We start from the raw sequence: 19,478 nt of genomic DNA on the forward strand, positions 1-19,478 counted from the left end.
AGGAGTTTCTTGCCTTAGTAAGATGTTTAATATGGATTCATATAGTAAACTTTCCGATAATGAATTAACCAGCTTACTAAAAAAAGGTGATCAGCTCGCCTATACGCAATTATATAAGAGATACTGGCCATTATTATATCTTCATGCCCGAAAAATGCTTAGAGATGATGATGAAGCTATGGATGTTGTTCAGGATATCTATACAATTCTTTGGGAAAAGAAGATAGAGATTAGTCCGGATGTATCGGTAAAATCCTATCTCTATATGGCTGTTCGTAACCATACCCTTAATCGGATTAATAGAAGTAAGTTAAAACACAAGTATCTTGAATCATTAGTAGATTTTATTAATAAAGGAGCCTTATCTACCGAAGAGGAGGTTTGTTATCGTGATTTTGCTGAACGGATTGAACGTGAAGTTGCAGCATTCTCTCCAAAAATGAAAAGGATATTTGAAATGAGCAGGAATGAGGGCTTATCAAACAAGGCAATTGCCGATGAGCTTGATATTACTGATCATGCAGTAAAAAAAACCATTAACAGGGCGCTTAAAGTATTGAGGTCACAAATATCTTCACTTTTATTTTCTTTTTGATGTATACCATGGGAGGCTGAGTTTGTCTTAAGTTAAATAAGGGATAAAATGCCCGGTTTAATATGGACAGATTAAAAGCACAGGAATTAATAAATAAGTATCTGGAAGGCAAGGCTACTCATGAGGAAAAGCTTTTGCTGGAACACTGGTATAACCATGAAATTGATCAGGCAGAGACAATGCCGGGACAGGTTGATTTTGATGCTATAGAACAGAAACTATTGGGCAGATTACCTGTTCATCAGGTTAAAACAACCAGATTGTATTATCGTATAGCGGGTGTAGCTGCCGTTTTATTAATCATAACAGGGCTGTATCTCTTCATATATCAGGTTCATGAGCCAGTAAAGCAGATTGTAACAAAAACCAGTGTACATATTCCTCCGGGTAGTAATAAGGCTGTTTTAACCTTAGCAAATGGTGAACGTGTGTTATTGAATGATGCCGAAAACGGAAAGCTTGCACAGCAATCAGGGAATTCGATTATTAAAGAGGCTGATGGCAAACTGGTATACTCAGCTGATATTAATAAGGCCGGGAGTCTTGTATACAATAAGATTGAAACTCCTAAAGGTGGTCAATATCAATTACGTTTACCTGATGGTACAAAAGTGTGGCTTAATGCTGCCTCTTCTCTTAAATTTCCTGCAACTTTCAATGGGGTTGGTCAACGTAAAGTGGAGTTGAATGGTGAGGCTTATTTTGAGGTTTCTAAAAATAAAGATAAACCATTTATCGTTTCTACAGAGAAACAGGAAATTGAAGTTCTTGGTACACATTTCAATGTAAATAGTTATCAGGATGAAAGTGAAACTAAAACTACTCTTTTAGAAGGAAGTGTGAATGTTATGCGTAGAGGGTCAACTAAAGGAACCATTTTATCTCCAGGTCAACAGCTTGTTGTAAGCAACGCAGGTACTTTGCTTCATATTAAAATAGCAAATATTGATGAAGCTATGGCCTGGAAAGATGGAAAGTTTATTTTCAATGACCAAAATCTGCAAACCATTATGCGTCAGATTAGCAGGTGGTACGATGTGGATGTGGAGTATAAAGGGAATCGTACTGCCAACAAAGTTTTTGGAGGTACTATTTCTCGTTTTGAGAGCTTGGAACAGGCACTTGAAATATTAGAACTCACTGGTTCTGTACATTTTGTAGTTGAAGGAAGGAGGGTAATAGTGATGAATTAATCAGAAAACCAGAAAGAAATACAAATAAACCAGGAGTGATTGGAGCCACCCCTGGCCAGTTTTGTATTTGCTGTTAAATAATCAACAAACAAACCATAACCAAATTTAACTAAATGTATGAATTTTTATATTCCGTCTATACTAAGGCGCAGTAATTTTGTACCCATTGCATTATTTTTTGCTTTGACCAGTGTGAGTATGAAAACCTTTGCTCAAAGGATAACATTCACAAATAAGGAAGCAACACTTAAGCAGATCTTAAAAGAAGTTGAGGCCCAAACCGATTTTAATGTTTTTTATGATGCTGAGGAATTAAAGGTTTCAAAACCGGTTAATGCCAGATTTAATAAAGAAACGTTAGAGGAGGTTCTCAGATTTTCTTTTGCAAATCAACCTTTAGATTATACCATTAAAAATAAAACGATTGTTGTTAAACCTAAAAAGGACAACAAAAAAAATAGTCGGATTATAGGTATAACAGGAACAATTACTGATGGAAGTGGCATTCCAATTCAAGGTGTAAGTGTTAAAATTAAAGGAGCACAGACTGGAACGGCATCAGATCAGCATGGAAAGTATAAATTAAACGTGCCTGATGAGCAGACAGTTTTACTGTTTCAATACCTGGGATTTATCCCTTATGAAAAAGCTGTTCTGAACAGTACTGTAATTAACGTTGTTTTAAAAGAGCAAACTACGTCACTTGATGGAGTGGTCGTTGTGGGCTACGGAACAGTAAAGAAAAGTGATCTTACAGGATCAGTTGGTGAGGTCAATATGAAGGATTTAGCCAAAGCACCAGTTGCAACAATGGAACAGGCACTTGCTGGTAGGATTGCCGGGGTACAGGTAAGTTCTGATGAGGGACAGCCTGGAGCGGGAATGAATATTGTGATTAGAGGTGGTAATTCCTTAACACAATCTAATTCTCCATTGTATGTGATAGATGGATTCCCTGTAGAGGATGCCATAAGTTCAGTATTAAATCCCAAGGATATTGAATCTGTAACAGTATTAAAAGATGCTTCTGCCACAGCTATTTATGGATCTAGAGGAGCAAATGGTGTAATTGTAGTGGAAACCAAAAAAGGAAAAATAGGACTTCCTGTTTTATCTTATGATGGATCAATTGGTTTTCAAGATGTGACTAATAAAATGGATTTAATGAGCGCGTATGACTTTGTTAAATATCAATTAGAGATCAATCCTGCAATAGCAACTTCTACTTATCTCACTAGTCCGAATAGAGTTCTGGAAGATTATCATAACATTAAACCTATTGACTGGCAGGAAAAGATGTTTAGTCTTGCTCCTTTGCATATTCATAATCTTTCTTTATCAGGAGGCACTGACCAAACTAAATATTCCATTTCGGGTTCAATTTTTGACCAGGAGGGAGTAATTGTGAATTCAGGATACAACCGTTATCAAGGTAGATTCCTATTGGATCAGCGCATAAATAAAAAACTGAGGCTATTCGTTAACTTGAATACAAGCTCTGAAAAAAGTTACGGACAACCAGTTTCCTCTTCACGGTCAACAAGCGGGCAAGCCTATTCAACCTATCTGATGTATCAGATATGGGGCTACAGGCCCATTCCTACTGAGGGAACAGATCTGGAAGAAAACCCCATCGATGAATCAGCCAATGACTCTCGATTTAATCCTTACTTGTCAGCGAAAAATGAAATAAGAAAACAGACAACAAGTACCCTTTTCGCTAATGCAAGAATCAATTACGCCATTTCTAAAAACTTTGATCTTGCGATCAGGGGGGGAGTGAATAATAGAACTTTATTAAATGAGTCCTTTTATAATGAGTTAACATCAAGAGGTTATCCTTTTCCTGATAATACAAGGGGAGTCAATGGATCTATATATAATACCTATTTAAATACCTGGGTAAATGAAAATATATTGACGTATAAAAACCAGATCAATAAAAATAATTATCTGGATGTGATTGGCGGTGTTACTTTCCAATCTAACAAATATAAGCGAAATGGTTACGAAGCTCAACGGGTTCCTAACCCCGAGTTAGGTATAAGTGGTCTGGATCAGGGAGAGCTTACTTCCCTGGCTTCTCTGGATACTGAAAATACTTTAGTTTCCTTTTTATCCAGAGTTAATTACAATTATAAATCTAAGTATTTATTTACGGCATCATTCAGAGCAGATGCTTCTTCAAAGTTTGCCAAGGGGCATAAATGGGGATATTTCCCCTCAGCTGCTTTTGCCTGGAATATGGGCAAAGAAAATTTTATGAAAAGCTCGAATGTTGTCTCAGATGCTAAATTCAGAATTAGTTATGGAATTACAGGAAATAACAGGGTAACAGATTTTCCCTATCTGTCGTCGTTAACAATGCCTTATAACAATTACTATTCTTATAACAATCAAACTCCTTCAAACGGTATTTTACCAAGCACCTATGGTAATGAAGATTTAAAATGGGAAAGTACTGCACAAGTAGATATTGGCTATGACATTTCCTTCTTTAAAAACAGAATTAATCTGGTTGTAGACTTATACAGAAAAAATACCAACGATTTGTTATTGAATGCTGTTGTTCCTTATAGTACCGGATATGGTAAAATATTAAAGAACATTGGTAAGATAAGAAATCAGGGGATGGAGTTCTCTTTAAATACCGTAAATGTTAAGACTGAAAATTTTGAATGGTCAAGTGATTTTAATATTGCATTTAACAACAATAAAATACTTGAATTAGCGGAGGGGCAACAAACCTTAATTTCATCTGTAAATTTTCCGGCCAGTTATACCGAGGCACAATTGTTTCTGGCCAAAGTTGGTGGCCCTGCTGCAACTTTCTTTGGTTATGAATGGCTAGGTAATTATCAGATTGAAGATTTTGATGTTTTATCAGGAGGTGCTTATCAATTGAAATCAAACATTGCATCAAATGGTACCCCACGGCAAAATATTAAGCCAGGAGATATTAAGTATAAGGATCTTAACGATGATGGTATTGTTAACGATAAAGATAGGGTTTACATAGGACGTGCTATTCCTATTCATATCGGAGGGTTCAACAATAATTTTACCTATAAATCCTTGTCGCTGAATGTCTTTTTTCAATGGTCATATGGCAATGATATTTTTAATGCTAACCGTGATATGTTCGAAGGCAACGCTTATAACCGGAGCAATTTAAACCAATATGCTACTTATGTAGATAGGTGGACACCGGAAAATCCGGGGAATAAATATTTCAGACCAGGCGGACAAGGCCCTACTGGTATGTTTTCATCCAGATTAATAGAAGATGGTTCTTATCTACGTTTAAAGACTGTTTCTTTATCTTATCGTTTACCGGAGCAGATTAATAAAAAGTTGAAATTGAAAAGCATTGAAACGTACATTTCAGCCCAGAATTTACATACGTGGACCAATTACTCGGGAATGGATCCTGAAGTTTCTGTTCAAAATTCAACACTAACACCAGGATACGATTATTCTGCATACCCAAGAGAGAAAGCGATCACTTTTGGTATCAAAGTGTCACTTTAATTAATTGAGGAATCAACAGATAAAATATTAAAAAATGAAAAAATTATTTTTTGTAGCTCCCTTATTGTGTTTTGGGCTGATACTTTCATCATGCGAAAAGTTTCTTGACACTACGCCGAAAGATTTTTTAAGTCCTAAAAACTATTATGAAACTGAAGCTCAGTTACAGACTGCTTTGAACGGGGTATATGCAACCTTAAAGAGCTCAAATCTTTATGGCAATTATATGTTGGGACGTATGGGATTAGAAGCTGATGAAGGATTTAATGCTTTTACTAATGAACTGGCTACTGTTGGCGGTTATACTGTTTCTGCTAATGATATTAAGATAGAAGCTTTTTGGAAGGAGTTGTATATAGGGATAAATAAAGCAAATCTATTGCTGGATAATATAGATAAGCCAGATATGGATGCAACAAAAAGAGGCGCTATTAAGGGACAGGCCTTATTCTTACGGAGCTATTTTTATTTTATGCTAGTCAGTTATTTTGGCAATGTTCCGATGGTATTAAAGACTCCAGCTTCTTCATCTGTAGAAAGTCTGCATTTGCCAGGAACTCCGGCAAAACAGATTTATGAGCAGATTCTTGCTGATATGGAGACTGCATCGAACCTGGTAGAAGACATACAAAGCATTGGCTTTGGAGGAAAAGTTAGTAAATCCGCTGTATGGGGAGTGATGGCAAGAGTCTGTCTGCATATGGCTGGAAACCCTGTTAATGATCATAGTAAGTTTATTAAGGCAAAAGAATGGGCAGGTAAGGTAATTGATGGAGGCTTTCATCAACTTAACAATTCTTACGAAGATGTATTCATTAACTATGCTCAGGACAAATATGATTATAAGGAAAGCATCTGGGAAGTTGAGTTCTGGGGAAATAATAGTATAGGGCCTTATTTAAATGGTGGAATGGTTGGTCGTGGTAACGGAATCAGATACACTTCAACAGACCCAACCATTGGCTACGCTGTTGGGTATACACATCCCAGCATTTATTTTTATAAGTTATATGATTCTCCTGACAAGCTTTATTCTTATGATCTGAGAAGAGACTGGTCAATCGCTCCATTTAAGTACAGCAGTACAAATCCTGCGGTTAAGACAAATCATACTGTAACAGAAATTAGTCAGCGTTGTGTTGGTAAGTTCAGACGGGAGAAAGAAACTTTAACACCGAAGGTAGACGGATACACTTCTATTAATTTCCCCTTATTGCGTTATGCTGATGTTTTATTAATGTATGCTGAAGCTGATAATGAAATAAATGGGCCAACTACTACATCCATTGAATATGTGAACCAGGTGAGAAGACGAGGTTATGGCAAAAATTTAAATGGGGTAGGAAGTGCATCGGAAAGTGTTAAAACAATTGAAATACTAAATGGTGGAACAGGTTATACTGCTGCTCCTACTGTGACTATTTCGGGTGGAGGTGGTTCTGGTGCCTTAGCTACTGCAACTGTTTCCGGAGGTAAAATTACAGCAATTAATATCAGTAATCCAGGAAACAAATATTCCACAGTTCCAACAATAACAATTACAGGTGTTGGAACTGGAGCAACTGCCAAAGTGATATTGACAACTATTCAGGATGCTGAAATTTCTGCAAGTGATGGGATTGTAGATAAGGTTTCATTTAAAGATTACATTCAGAAAGAAAGAGCAAGGGAGCTGTCTTTTGAGTTGTTGAGAAAGGGTGATTTGGTAAGGTGGGGGATTTTTGAAGAAAGAATGGGAGTATGTAAAACTGAAACATTAACTGCACCTGCTTTTACAGACAGGAATAATGCATTGATTTATTATACCAATGCAACTGGAAGGGATGTTATATGGCCTATTCCATCTCATGAAATGGGTGTTAATCCTAATCTGGTACAAAATAAAGGCTGGTAAAAACACAATTCAATATTTAAAATGATGAAGAAATATTTATTTTATGTGGGTTTTTTAATAGCCCTTTCGTCTTGTAAAAAGGAAGAAGTTGTAAACAATCCTAATCTGGAGATTCAGCCTGAATCTGTAAATGTAAAGGCCGGGGATGAGGTTAAGTTTAATTTATCAGGTACTTCTGATTTTATTTATTTTTATTCAGGAGAGGTCGGGTCGGATTACTCTTTTAAAGAGGGAAGAACAAAAGATGCAGAGATACTGATGTCTTTCAATTCTCAGATTCTTGATGGTGCTCAGGAAAATCAATTGTCAATTCTGACCTCTGATAATTTTGATGGAAATTATAATCTGCAAAATATAAATGCGGCTGACTGGAGCGATATAACAGATAAATTCAGAATTGCACAACATTCTGATAACAGAGTTTATGTGCCATCCGGAAAAATAGATGTTTCTAATTATGTTGATAGTGAAAAGACAGTTTATTTTGCTTTTAAGTATGTTACTAAACCATTCACTGCATATGGAAGGTTTAATATCTGGCGCATTCAAAGCTATTTACTGGAGTCCGTTACGAATGGAAATAGTGTTACTTTGGCGACACACAGTACTGCCGGATTGAATCTTGTACTTTCAGATAATTATGAGACGGGTCGGGCATCATTGCTCCCGACTTATGTAAACTTTATTGCTAATGCAAGAAATAATGAGATCACTACTGAAGCATATGCTATAACTAAAGGACTGAAGATTGAGAAACAGATAGATCTGGGACCTGATAAACCCATTTCAGTTAAAACAGTAGAGGATCCTGATTTAAAATTTTACACTTACACCTATAGCAAAGCCGGGAAATATAAAGCCGTATTCATCGTAAAAAATGCAAATGTATATGATGAAAAAAAGGTAGTTAAGGAACTCGAAATTAACGTTTATTAAGACGTTGTGGGGAAAATGATGTTATTAAAGAGTGTAGGGATTCTGTTTCTTTTAGTGATGAATAGCCTGGGATCATTTGCACAGTTAAATGATCAGAAGGTTCGAAAAGCCAACGGCTTTAATTTTCGAACTGATGATGCTGAAGTCAGGGTTAATTTGCTACTTAATCAGGCAGGAGATTATGAACTGTATATGGCTAATTTATCTGGAAATGTGTGTTCAGACAGTTTATGTCGTCCAATCAATATTGATGTTTATTGGGATCTGCTTGGGAATTTTGTTGATTATAAAGTTGCCAAAGGCAACGAATTGACAAAGTTTGATCATGTAGAATTGACAAAAGAAGATCATCATAAACTTCATGAAATTCTTTCGGATACGAATTCATTGCTTAGAGATTACGGTATGAATGATCTGGTTGATACAACCGTTAAAGTTGTTTCACAAATTAAAGTAGATGCTGTAACAGGAGCTACAAATCCAACTTTTGAAGGAGCAGTAGTACAAGGTGCAGTGTATACCGTATATACACTGTGGCATTTTGTAAATGGCGATATCAAAAAAGCTATGCTTGAATATTCTAAAAAGAATGTGTTTACGGATACAGAAATCAAGCGATTGCTTCTGTCTGATCATAAGGTGTATAAGTTTTTTTTAATCGAATATATTCCTGATCATAAAGTCGAAAAATTTGAGGAGGAATTGATCAGACTGATCTCTGACAAAGACGCATACATACCATTGTATGCACTTTCCAGATTACCATTAAAAATATGGGACCGCGAAAGTTTCCAACAGAGCGTACTACAAAAACTAGATCAATACAGTAATCCTGTAAGGATAAGTATTCTTGAGAATTTATCAAAACAGGACTTAAGTTCCGGGACTCTCAGGGATATCATAAAAGTTATTCCTGTATTAACACCTGCACAATTAGCCTTAACATTTAAAATTTTAGATAGAAACCGAAGCACTATAAAACAGAGCTTCATGAATGAAATGAAAATGTTGTTAAATGCCACGAAACCTGAAGTAGTACAATCAGCTACTGATTTTTTAATGGAATTGTAACACGTAATAGAACCAAATAAAACATTGTAATAATGAAAGATAACAGACGTAATTTTTTAAAGGTAATGGGACTAAGCTCAGGAACTTTCTTAATTAATCCTGCAATTGCCTTTAGTGGAGAAAATACTAAAGAGAAGATCAGTACAACCGGACATCCTGAGGTTTATAAACTACGTAAGTTAAGCACAGATGTTGTGGTAGCTGGTGGAGGAATGTCTGGTGTTTGTGCAGCTTTAGCGGCTGCAAGAAATGGATCTAAAGTTGTGTTTATACATAACCGATCAAGATTCGGAGGGAATGCCAGCAGTGAAATAAGAATGCATATTTCAGGAGCTAGTGTTTTGAGACAGGTATGGCGGGAAACGGGAATATTGGAGGAACTGATGCTTACAGAAGCGGTAACAAATCCGCAGAAATCATATGAGATTTTTGATTATGTCTTATATGATAAGGTGATTTCAGAGCCTAATATTACCATCTTATTTGATGCTAGTGTTTTTGATGTAGAAACAAAAAACAGGCAGATTACCAATGTTAAATCTTATTGTTCGCAAACAGAAGAACTATATCATATTAAAGCAAAGTATTACGTTGACTGCACTGGTGATGGAACTATGGCTGCTTTGGCAGGAGCTGAGTTTATGACAGGTAGGGAAGCCAAATCGAAATGGAATGAATCATTGGGTCATGAAAAGCCAGATGAAATAACGATGGGTAATAGCTTGCTTTTTATGGCAGAAGAGCATGATAGAACCATGCCATTTATAGCACCATCATGGGCAAGGAAATATACTTTTAAGGATTTTGAACATCGTAAAATTACCTCATTTGAATATGGATACTGGTGGTTAGAGCTGGGGGGAACAGAAGAGATTATCAAGGATGGGCAGAAAATCAGAGAAGACCTGATGGCTGTGTTGTTTGGTGTATGGGATTACATTAAAAATTCAGGGAATCATCCTGAATCTGCCAGATGGGCTCTTTCCTGGTTTGGTGCTGTTCCTGGAAAAAGGGAAAGCAGAAGAATCACAGGTGATTATATTATGGTACAAAAAGATGTGCAATTCCCTGAAGATCTGTATGACCGTGTTGCTTATGGTGGCTGGGCTTTAGATGATCATTTACCTAAGGGTATGGATGATACCAATGCAAAGCCTTTTAGAGCAGTGGCGCTAAAAGGTCCGTATTCTATCCCTATGAGATCTTTATACAGCAAGAGCTTTGATAATTTACTAATGGCGGGAAGAAACATTAGTGTATCTCATATCGCATTATCTTCTACCCGGGTTATGGCAACCTGTGCGGCTATTGGACAAGCAGTTGGTACAGCTATAAATTACTGTATCCGTCAAAATATAACACCAGCTAAATTGTGTGCGGAGAGAGGGAAAATAGCTGAACTTCAACAGATACTGCTACGTCAGGATCAGCCAATTCTGGGAGTAGTTAATACAGATGAAAAGGATTTAGCCAGAAAGGCGAATGTTAAAGCTTCGTCTGAAACTGAAAAAGGTAAAGCTGTTCGGGTAATTGATGGGATCAACAGAGAAATCAAAGACGGAAATGTTCATCAATGGCAGGCTGAAATGGGAAGTGTAAGTCCATGGATTGCATTGGATTGGAAACAAGCGGTTTCAGTTTCCCAGGTCGAATGTACGTTTGATACCGGATTGCATCGCTTTTTAAGAATTTCAGGAGAAAAAGTGGTCTTAAAAGATCAGGTGAGAGGTCCTCAGCCAGAAACAGTGTCCGACTTTTTAATTGAGCTTACTTATCAAGGGAAACCGGTCTACAAAACCTTAATAAAGGATAATTATCTGAGAAAGTTTATTCATAAGTTTCCGGTTGTAAAAGCTGATAACCTACGTATTACTGTGCAAAAAACGCATGGTGATAAATTGTCCAGAATATTTGAGATCAGATGTTATTAAGCTATTAAACTATAAATAATGAACTTAAAAAAAATACTAAAGGGAGCTATTGCCTGTATGTGTTATGTAACAGCATATGGGCAAGAACTTCCCCCCAGTTTACAAAACGACTTGGTTGGTCAGTGGACTATGGATGAGGGAAATGGAATTAGTGGTATATTAACTGAAGTGTCCTTGGGGCCAGGTAAGTACAAAAGTGCTGCTCATTTTGTGTCAACTTCAAATGGATATATAGACCTTGGGAAGAAGCTGTCAGATAAGTTAAATGGTGCCAGTCAGATTACACTGTCATGCTGGGTAAAGAATACAGATCATCCGGATCTTCGTTATGATATTTTTAATACTTTTAATGGGGCTGGAGCTGGTTTCTGTGTTTATATAGCCCCAAAAGGAGAGCTACGAATAGGAGGTAGAAGTACCTCCGCAGAACCGTATAAATCAAATGGATTTAACTATACTTTTTCGGGGATCTGGGTACACCTAGTTGCAATGGTTGATTATACAAACAAGGAGTTTGTCCTTTATGTAAATGGCAAAAAACTGGGTGTAAAAGTAGGTAAACAACCGGATTTTACAGAGAATAATTATGTGGCCGAAAAGCAATATATAAATGATTTTATTGGAGGCTTTAAAGGAAGGAATTTCAGTTTTAATGGAGGTATTGATGAGGTCAGGTTGTATCGTAGAAAATTAAGTGATTCAGAAATACATGCATTGGCAAGACCAGATCTGAATCCGGATTTAGTGAGTCCGCAGGATTTGGAACGAAAAAAGGTCAATACGATTAAAACATTGATGAAAAACAATGTAGCCCTTTATGCCGGAAAAAATCATGCAATTGCTGACGATAAAAGATATTTCATCAATGATGATAATGCTTTGGTAGTGCCATTTGTCGAAAATAGTCTTCTTTATGTCCCAATTTCTTTTGTTGCGAAAAGATTTAATGCCGAAGTAAACTGGGATCAGAAGATGGGGGCTTTGAAAATCAAAAGCAAGCAAAGAAATGCGATGATGAAGAGTGGTGATAATTTTATGATGCTCAATAATCAGAAAAAAATGATTAGAGGGGCGTTACTGGTCAGACATAATGTGCTGTTTGCACCAGTTGATGCAGTCTCTCTTATACTGGATAAGAAAAGTTATCAGGATCTATCAGGCAAACTAGTTGTTTTTGGTGATCATGCAGATCGTTTTAAGCAGGAAGCTGCTAAAGCAAGTCTTGCCATAATACCAGATTATTTCCTCCCTGATCAATATCCTGCCCCTAAAAGAAATGTAAGACAGACAAGACAAGAGCTATTGTATCTCGACCCTGCACAAAAAAAGTACGTATCGAATCCTAGCATTGAAAGGTTATCAGATGGAACTTTAATAGCGAGTTGTACAAATAGTGGAACCGGTCTGGTAAATTACATTTATATATCAGAGGATGGTGCGAAATCATGGCGTTTACAAGCTACACTTTCAGGGATCATGTGGGCAACGCTTTTTCAGCATAATGGGGCACTTTATTTAATAGGAACAAATAATAGTTTGGGTGATATTATCATTAGGAAAAGCATGGATAAAGGTCTGAACTGGACGAAAGCTTCGGACAGTAAAACCGGGATTCTGTTCAAAGGAGGTACAAAACCTTATGACAGGCCACCCAATCACCATACAGCCCCAACACCAGTGCTAAAAGCAAATGGCAGGATTTACAGGGCATTTGAAGACAATGACCCGCATGAGTTCCCTAAAATGAAAGCATTTTTAATTTCTGCGCCTGAAAATGGAGATCTGTTGGATGCCGAAAGCTGGGCAGCTACAGAGAAGTTAAGTTATGATTATAAAAACTGGAAAGAACCTTATCGCTTTCTAGCTCCAGGATGGCTGGAGGGAAATGCTGTTCAGGCACCAGATGGTAAGGTATGGAATTTCATCAGGTTCAATTCAAGGCCATATAGTGATAAAGCTGCGGTGATGAGACTTTCTCCTGATGGTAAAAGTTTAATGTTTAATTACCCTAAAGATATTATCGATTTTCCAGGAGGGAATACAAAGTTTTCTATTAAATATGATAATAGCACTAAAAGATATTATTCTTTGGTGAATAATAGTGTCGACACCACTTTTGCAGGACATAGATGTGTATTATCACTGGTTTCTTCGAAAGACTTACTTCATTGGGATATAGTCGAGACAGTGCTTTACGATGACAACTTAAATATCTGGGACGATACCTTACTACAGGTGGGGTACCAATATGTAGATTTTGTTTTCAGTGATAAGGACATCGTATTTGTAGTGCGGGAATCCTGGGGAGGTTCGGCTAACTTTCATGATGCCAATAGGTTTACCTCTTATGTGCTTGAAGATTATGCAAAGTTTATAAAATGATGTGGATATGAAGTTAAAGAAAAACAAGTTATTCCTGGCTGTAATTTTTTTGATCTCTATAAAAGGGTATGGTCAGAAAACCAATTTCGAAAAGCCACCAGGGATAGTTATTACACATCAACCTGCTTCAAGTGGAAAGTATATTGGTTCGCCCTCGATATGTATCAGAGAAAATGGAGAGTATATCGCATCACATGATTTTTTTGGCCCGGGGGCGGTTGAAAGAAAGCAGGGAGTAACCGTTGTCTATAAATCAATAAATAAGGGGAGATCATGGGAGAAAATAAGTACCATCCAGGGACAGTTCTGGTCAAATCTGTATGAATCTAAAGGGGTATTATACTTGATGGGGACAGACAAAGAATATGGGAATTTTATTTTAAGGAAGTCTGCAGATGGAGGGTACAACTGGACGGAGCCATCAGATGAGAATTCAGGATTGATATTTGAAGGAAAATACCATACTGCACCTATGCCGGTATTGATTCATAATGGTTATTTGTGGAGAGCTGTAGAGGAAATAGATAAGAATCAGAAAGGATGGGGGAAAATGTTCATGAGCAGTATGTTTTCTATACCGTTAAATGCAGATTTGATGAAAGCATCAAATTGGAGAAAAACCAACAGTTTACCCTATGATTCAACTTATTTAAAAGGCGGGTTTATGGCTTGGCTGGAAGGGAATGCATTGTTGAATAAGCAAAATCGGATTGTGAATTTGTTAAGAGTAAGCACCCAGATTAAAGGAGTCGAAAAGGCAGCTTTAGTCAATGTATCGGATGATGGTTGGTCTGCTGTTTTTGATCGGGAGAATGGTTTTATAGATTTTCCAGGCGGATCAAAAAAATTCAGTGTCAGGTATGATCAGGAAACTGATTTATACTGGACACTGTCGAATGTGATTGCACCCGAACTGATGGAAATAAAGGAAACAGGAAAGATTCGCAATACGATCGCATTATGTTCATCCACCGATCTTAAAAGTTGGCAGATTCACAAATATATCCTTCACCATAAGGATATGGATCACCATGGTTATCAGTATATAGATTGGTTGTTTAACAAAAAAGATATAGTATTCGTATCCAGGACTGCTTTTGATGATGCTTATGGAGGAGTACACAGGCAGCATGATGCCAATTATCTCACTTTCCACAAAGTAAAGAATTTCAGAAAATATAAGAACGTTACTAAAACTAAGTTATGAGAATTGTAATTATACTCCTGCTATTGAACATATTCTTTGTAAAAGAAGGTATATGCGTTAGCGATACTACTAATATAATACCCAGACCATTATATTATAAGAGGACTCAGGGTAATTTTAACATCAATAATAAAACGGTAATTTATGTTGAGCCAGGGCAGGCTGATCTAAAATCTACGGGAAATCAATTGTCGGCCCATATATATAAAATAACAGGGTTAAAGCTTCCTGTTTTACAAAAGGAACCAGGGATGAAAAGTGGCTTTATCAATCTGACCACAAAGGGAGCAGTTGATTCCTTAGGAGCTGAGGGATATTTATTAAAAAGTAGTTCAAATTCAGTAGTGATTAGCAGCAAGAATGCACAAGGTGTTTTTTATGGAATCCAGACAATTATTCAAATGATCAATAAGAAGAATAGCTTGTACCAGATTCCATCAGCAAAAGTTTATGATAAACCTAGATTTGGATGGAGAGGTTTGATGCTTGATGTAGGAAGGTATTTTTATTCGGTTGAGTTTATCAAAAAAATGCTGGATCATATGGCTATTTATAAGATGAATGTATTTCACTGGCACCTGACTGAAGATCAAGGTTGGAGAATTGAAATCTTGAAATATCCAGAGTTAACACAGAAAGGTGCATGGAGATCTGAAACCCAGTATGCCAGAGGTGGAAACAGATGGGTGGATAAAAATCCGCATGGTGGATTTTACACGCAAGATCAGATCAGAGAGGTTGTAAAATATGCGCAGTCTAAATTCATCACAATTATCCCGGAAATTGAAATGCCTGGTCATTCTGTTGCTGCCTTATCTGTTTTTCCTGCACTATCCTGTACAGGAGGACCATTTGATATTCCGGGGCAATGGAAAGTGGAAAAGGAAGTTTATTGTGCAGGAAATGAACAGACTTTTAAGTTTTTAGAAGATGTGTTGACAGAGGTAGCAGCACTTTTTCCAAGTAACATAATCCATATTGGGGGAGATGAATGTCCGAAAGACAGATGGAAAGTATGTCCGAAATGTCAGGAAAGAATAAAAAAGGAGGGATTAAAAGATGAGCATGAACTTCAGAGTTACTTTATCAGACGTATGGAAAAGTTTCTAGCTACCAAAAACAAAAAAATCATAGGATGGGATGAAATTTTAGAAGGAGGTTTAGCACCTAATGCAATGGTAATGTCCTGGAGAGGTACACAAGGAGGGATAGCTGCAGCAAAACTGAAGCATGAAGTAGTCATGAGTCCTAATACTTATATGTATTTTGACTATTATCAGGGAGAGCATCATATGGAACCTTATGCTTATGGTAATTTATTGCCTATCCAGAAAGTATATGGTTATGAGCCTGTTCCTTCTGAATTAAATAACGCTGAGAAGAAATATATCAAAGGTGTACAGGCAAATGTCTGGACAGAGTATATTCATTCTCCTGAATCTGTAGAGTATATGCTGTTCCCCAGATTGGCTGCGGTTGCAGAGGTAGGATGGACATCCAATGCATTAAAAAACTGGACTGATTTTTCAAGAAGACTGGAGCATGAATTCATTAAGTACAAAGCTGCTGATATTAATTATGCAAAGAGTATTTATTCGGTTTGGTGTGAGGCTAAAATAGATACGGCATCAGCTATTGCAGATATTTCCTTAGCTGCCTACAATTATAAACCGGAAATCAGATTTACACTGGATGGGACAGAGCCGTCAATGGATTCAAAACTTTATACTGGTACTTTTAAAAGTAAAATACCAGTAACCATAAAAGCGACAACATTTAAAGGTGGGAAAAGGATTGGAAAAGTGAATACCAGATCGATTGCTGTTATATTAAAAAAGTCTGATAGCAATAAATAGAACCAGGTTTAACAGTGAACCCGTGGCAAGATGTCACGGGTTTCTAAAATAATATTCTAAAAGTTGTTCCCTCTCCAATTTCAGATTGAACCCTAATTTGCATTTGATGGTATGCCGCAATACTTTTTACAATAGCTAATCCTAAACCATAACCCACATCGCCTTCAAGATTTGTTTTTGTGAAGCGGTCAAAAATAAATGGCAAATCGGCTTTTGGTATTCCAATACCAGTATCGATAATGATGATTTCATAGCTACCATTATTTAAGTATTTATCATTAATATGAATACTTCCATTGTTCCGGTTAAACTTGATGGCATTATGGATAAGATTAAAAAAAAGCTGAAATAGCAAATCCTTATTTACATTTTTTAATGTAGACTCTGCGGAAATATTAAGGAAGATCTGCACTTGTTTTTCTTCTAGCCTATGGCTAATCTCTTCAATAATTTCATTAAATATTAAGATAGGTTTAACCTGGTCATTTCTAATGTATTGTTCATTATCTATTCTGGAAATCAATAATAATGACTTCGTAATGTTCTTTAATCTATCCACTGTTTTCATCATTTCCAAAATGGCCATTAGAGATGGTTCGTCAAGGGTTTCATCAGTAAGCAGATTTTCCATTTTATTTTGAAGAATACTAATAGGAGTCATAAGTTCATGAGAAGCATTGGATGTAAATTCTCGCTCCTTGTAAAAAGCTTCATTGATCTGTTTCATTAATATTAAAAGCGACTCATCCAAATACTTAAAATCGGCAGTACTGGTCTTAATCCTTTCTTTTCCATCTTTGAATGGAAATTTGCGGTTTAAAAGTTTGGTATTAATTATTTCTGTGAGTGGTCGGATCAACACTCGTATAAAAGTAAGATCAAGTAATATCGTTAATGCGATAAGAGTGATTAGTACATATAATGCGACACGTTGCAGAGGTATGTTATATTGATTAATACTTGTGGTTGTTTTGCCAATCTCGAGTAAGTAGTTTTTATTTTTGTCTTTAAAAGTGTAACTCAATACCCTATAATTAAGCGTGTCGCTTTCTATAAGTCGTTGGGAATTTTTAATCTCATCTATTTTTAGATTATTTTTAACAGGTAGGAGTGCTATAAACTCTTCTTTAAGCATGGTGTAACTACCATAGTTGTCGTCGCCTTGAAAATAATAATCCAGGCCATTTTTATGGACTATGTTGAGCACTTTTTTTCGCTGCTGTTTTAGCGTATAATTAGTATATTCTGAAGCAATTTGCTTGACCAGAAAAGGTAATGTGAGAATAAATAACAACACTATTACTAGTTTTGAACCAGTAATGAAAAGGGTAAGTTTGGTTGATAATTTCATGTTATTTTTTAATTCGATAGCCTACACCGCGTACAGTTTCCAGCCATTCAGTGGCAGCCCATACATTAAGTTTTTTCCGGATATTTTTAATGTGAGCATCGATATAATTAGAATCATAATTGTCATTTACAAAAGAACCCCAAATGTGTTCACTAAGCTGAACACGTGTTAATACGCGGTTTTTATGAAGTAAAAGATAGCTTAAAAGATCAAACTCCTTGCGTGAAAGTTCAATTGATTGTTCCTTAAACAAGATAATTCTTTTTTGAAAATCTATGTTGAATTCTCCAATTGACAACAATTCTTCAGTGATATTAAACTTGCGACGAGCAATGGCCTGCATTCTGGATTGCAGTTCCAAAAGGTAAAATGGCTTTGCCAGATAATCATCTGCACCCAGGTCTAGTCCTTTAACCCTGTCTTTTAGGTTTGTTCTGGCCGATATTATAATGTATGCTGCATCAGGATTATTCTTTTTAGCACTTTCAAGAATTTTTAATCCATTGCCATCTGGTAAACTTAAGTCTATTAAAACAAAATCATATTTATTCAGTTCAAGTTGTTCAAGCCCTTCTTTTAATGTGTGTGCAATATCACATAAATAGAAGCTCTTTTTTAAAAAGGCTTCCATTTCAAAGGCAATTGTCTTTTCATCATCAACGATTAATACTCTCATAAGTAAATAAATTAAAACTGATAGTAAAAGGCTACACCAAAAAAAGATTGTTGAGGTTTTAAATCTGCTTCGGCTTTGGGTCCCAGGATAGATATTTGATAGCTGATTTCTGCGAGATACGATGCGCGGCTTAAACTTAATGGAAGTTTAAAATTGTAAGATAATAAGTTAAAGCTTTCAGAAGCCACAGTAGTGATGGAAGTGGAGTTAGAATTTCCTGAAGATGCAGGACCTTTTCCTTTCCCATGACTATTGTTACGTTTGTTTTTTTCAATTGTATAGGTCTCGTAAAAATGACGAGTGCCAGCAATAAGTTCAAAAGCAGGTTCAATTGAAAGTATGTTTTTCTCATTAAATAAACTCCCAATACTTATTTCTTTGGAATGAGTTAAACTTATGAATATATCATTCTCCTTCCCAAATGCATAATCGGTACTGAGTGAGCTTTGAAGCCATTTCCATTTATAATTTATAGATAAGTTTATATTATTTTCATTAGAAGCCTGTAGTAATGGAGAGTTTGCAGGAAAAAAGGAACGTGTATATGCAAGTGTTGTATTGATCTTCTCATTGAAATTATAATCATAACCAATACCAATGTCTGTTTCGGATAGGCCTGAACCATAATTTAGTAACTTATATGCACCCGCTGATAAATATAATCCGATAGGAAACCGGACAGTTGCATTACCTAATATATAGGGAAGTTTTTCATCAGTAGTTTGTCCATAATAGCTAACGTTACTATTGTATAATGTTGCAAGTGTTAACGTTGTTTTTTTAACACTGTCTTGTTGTGCCTGTACGTTAAAGGAAGTTGTGCTAATTAGAATTAATAGAAAAATAAATCTCATA

The 19,478-nt window shown here is 36.3% G+C and carries 13 protein-coding genes; 10 read left to right on the forward strand and 3 right to left on the reverse strand.

Annotation, left to right across the window (positions count from 1 at the left end; translation table 11 throughout):
- The first annotated feature begins 31 nt into the window (after positions 1-31).
- The 10 genes from ABDJ41_RS11165 (at position 32) to ABDJ41_RS11210 (ending at position 16,596) form a co-directional block, all read left to right on the forward strand.
- On the forward strand, positions 32-595 hold the full coding sequence (locus ABDJ41_RS11165) for an RNA polymerase sigma factor (protein WP_349786085.1): 564 nt from the start codon (positions 32-34) through the stop codon (positions 593-595).
- Positions 596-657: 62 nt separating this feature from the next.
- Positions 658-1,788 (forward strand): FecR family protein, encoded by a 1,131-nt coding sequence (locus ABDJ41_RS11170; protein WP_349786086.1) that lies wholly within the window; start codon positions 658-660, stop codon positions 1,786-1,788.
- A 117-nt stretch (positions 1,789-1,905) separates the two neighbouring features.
- Positions 1,906-5,319, forward strand: coding sequence for a TonB-dependent receptor (locus ABDJ41_RS11175; protein ID WP_349786087.1), 3,414 nt, complete (start codon positions 1,906-1,908; stop codon positions 5,317-5,319).
- Positions 5,320-5,353: 34 nt separating this feature from the next.
- Complete coding sequence (locus ABDJ41_RS11180) at positions 5,354-7,213, forward strand: RagB/SusD family nutrient uptake outer membrane protein (RefSeq protein ID WP_349786088.1); 1,860 nt, start codon at positions 5,354-5,356, stop codon at positions 7,211-7,213.
- 21 nt (positions 7,214-7,234) lie between these two features.
- Positions 7,235-8,149, forward strand: coding sequence for a DUF5017 domain-containing protein (locus ABDJ41_RS11185; RefSeq protein WP_349786089.1), 915 nt, complete (start codon positions 7,235-7,237; stop codon positions 8,147-8,149).
- Between the two features lie 15 nt (positions 8,150-8,164).
- Positions 8,165-9,220 (forward strand): hypothetical protein, encoded by a 1,056-nt coding sequence (locus ABDJ41_RS11190; RefSeq protein ID WP_349786090.1) that lies wholly within the window; start codon positions 8,165-8,167, stop codon positions 9,218-9,220.
- A 32-nt stretch (positions 9,221-9,252) separates the two neighbouring features.
- Positions 9,253-11,151 (forward strand): FAD-dependent oxidoreductase, encoded by a 1,899-nt coding sequence (locus ABDJ41_RS11195; RefSeq protein WP_349786091.1) that lies wholly within the window; start codon positions 9,253-9,255, stop codon positions 11,149-11,151.
- Positions 11,152-11,169: 18 nt separating this feature from the next.
- Complete coding sequence (locus ABDJ41_RS11200; protein WP_349786092.1) at positions 11,170-13,533, forward strand: LamG-like jellyroll fold domain-containing protein; 2,364 nt, start codon at positions 11,170-11,172, stop codon at positions 13,531-13,533.
- A gap of 7 nt (positions 13,534-13,540) precedes the next feature.
- The gene (locus ABDJ41_RS11205) at positions 13,541-14,740 is read left to right on the forward strand and encodes an exo-alpha-sialidase (protein WP_349786093.1); all 1,200 of its coding nucleotides are present in this window, start codon (positions 13,541-13,543) and stop codon (positions 14,738-14,740) included.
- A complete protein-coding gene (locus ABDJ41_RS11210; RefSeq protein ID WP_349786094.1) occupies positions 14,737-16,596 on the forward strand; it encodes a beta-N-acetylhexosaminidase in 1,860 nt (619 codons plus the stop codon). Before ABDJ41_RS11205 ends, ABDJ41_RS11210 begins: the two co-directional genes overlap by 4 nt.
- Before the next feature lie 43 nt (positions 16,597-16,639).
- Here ABDJ41_RS11210 and ABDJ41_RS11215 read toward each other — a convergent pair whose 3' ends face one another.
- Genes ABDJ41_RS11215 through ABDJ41_RS11225 form a run of 3 tightly spaced genes read right to left on the reverse strand, consistent with a single transcriptional unit; the run spans position 16,640 to position 19,477 of the window.
- Positions 16,640-17,947: a sensor histidine kinase gene (locus ABDJ41_RS11215; protein ID WP_349786095.1), complete on the reverse strand. Its 1,308-nt coding sequence runs from the start codon at positions 17,945-17,947 to the stop codon at positions 16,640-16,642.
- Position 17,948: 1 nt separating this feature from the next.
- The gene (locus tag ABDJ41_RS11220; RefSeq protein ID WP_349786096.1) at positions 17,949-18,623 is read right to left on the reverse strand and encodes a response regulator transcription factor; all 675 of its coding nucleotides are present in this window, start codon (positions 18,621-18,623) and stop codon (positions 17,949-17,951) included.
- A gap of 11 nt (positions 18,624-18,634) precedes the next feature.
- Complete coding sequence (locus ABDJ41_RS11225; RefSeq protein WP_349786097.1) at positions 18,635-19,477, reverse strand: hypothetical protein; 843 nt, start codon at positions 19,475-19,477, stop codon at positions 18,635-18,637.
- Position 19,478: the final 1 nt, after the last annotated feature.

The sequence above is a fragment of the Pedobacter sp. ASV1-7 genome, assembly GCF_040203335.1.
Lineage (GTDB): Bacteria > Bacteroidota > Bacteroidia > Sphingobacteriales > Sphingobacteriaceae > Pedobacter.

Coding starts and splice junctions, on each gene's coding strand:
- ABDJ41_RS11165 (WP_349786085.1), top strand. CDS start 32: ATGGATTCATATAGTAAACTTTCCGATAATGAATTAACCAGCTTACTA.
- ABDJ41_RS11170 (WP_349786086.1), top strand. CDS start 658: ATGGACAGATTAAAAGCACAGGAATTAATAAATAAGTATCTGGAAGGC.
- ABDJ41_RS11175 (WP_349786087.1), top strand. CDS start 1,906: ATGAATTTTTATATTCCGTCTATACTAAGGCGCAGTAATTTTGTACCC.
- ABDJ41_RS11180 (WP_349786088.1), top strand. CDS start 5,354: ATGAAAAAATTATTTTTTGTAGCTCCCTTATTGTGTTTTGGGCTGATA.
- ABDJ41_RS11185 (WP_349786089.1), top strand. CDS start 7,235: ATGATGAAGAAATATTTATTTTATGTGGGTTTTTTAATAGCCCTTTCG.
- ABDJ41_RS11190 (WP_349786090.1), top strand. CDS start 8,165: ATGATGTTATTAAAGAGTGTAGGGATTCTGTTTCTTTTAGTGATGAAT.
- ABDJ41_RS11195 (WP_349786091.1), top strand. CDS start 9,253: ATGAAAGATAACAGACGTAATTTTTTAAAGGTAATGGGACTAAGCTCA.
- ABDJ41_RS11200 (WP_349786092.1), top strand. CDS start 11,170: ATGAACTTAAAAAAAATACTAAAGGGAGCTATTGCCTGTATGTGTTAT.
- ABDJ41_RS11205 (WP_349786093.1), top strand. CDS start 13,541: ATGAAGTTAAAGAAAAACAAGTTATTCCTGGCTGTAATTTTTTTGATC.
- ABDJ41_RS11210 (WP_349786094.1), top strand. CDS start 14,737: ATGAGAATTGTAATTATACTCCTGCTATTGAACATATTCTTTGTAAAA.
- ABDJ41_RS11215 (WP_349786095.1), bottom strand. CDS start 17,947: ATGAAATTATCAACCAAACTTACCCTTTTCATTACTGGTTCAAAACTA.
- ABDJ41_RS11220 (WP_349786096.1), bottom strand. CDS start 18,623: ATGAGAGTATTAATCGTTGATGATGAAAAGACAATTGCCTTTGAAATG.
- ABDJ41_RS11225 (WP_349786097.1), bottom strand. CDS start 19,477: ATGAGATTTATTTTTCTATTAATTCTAATTAGCACAACTTCCTTTAAC.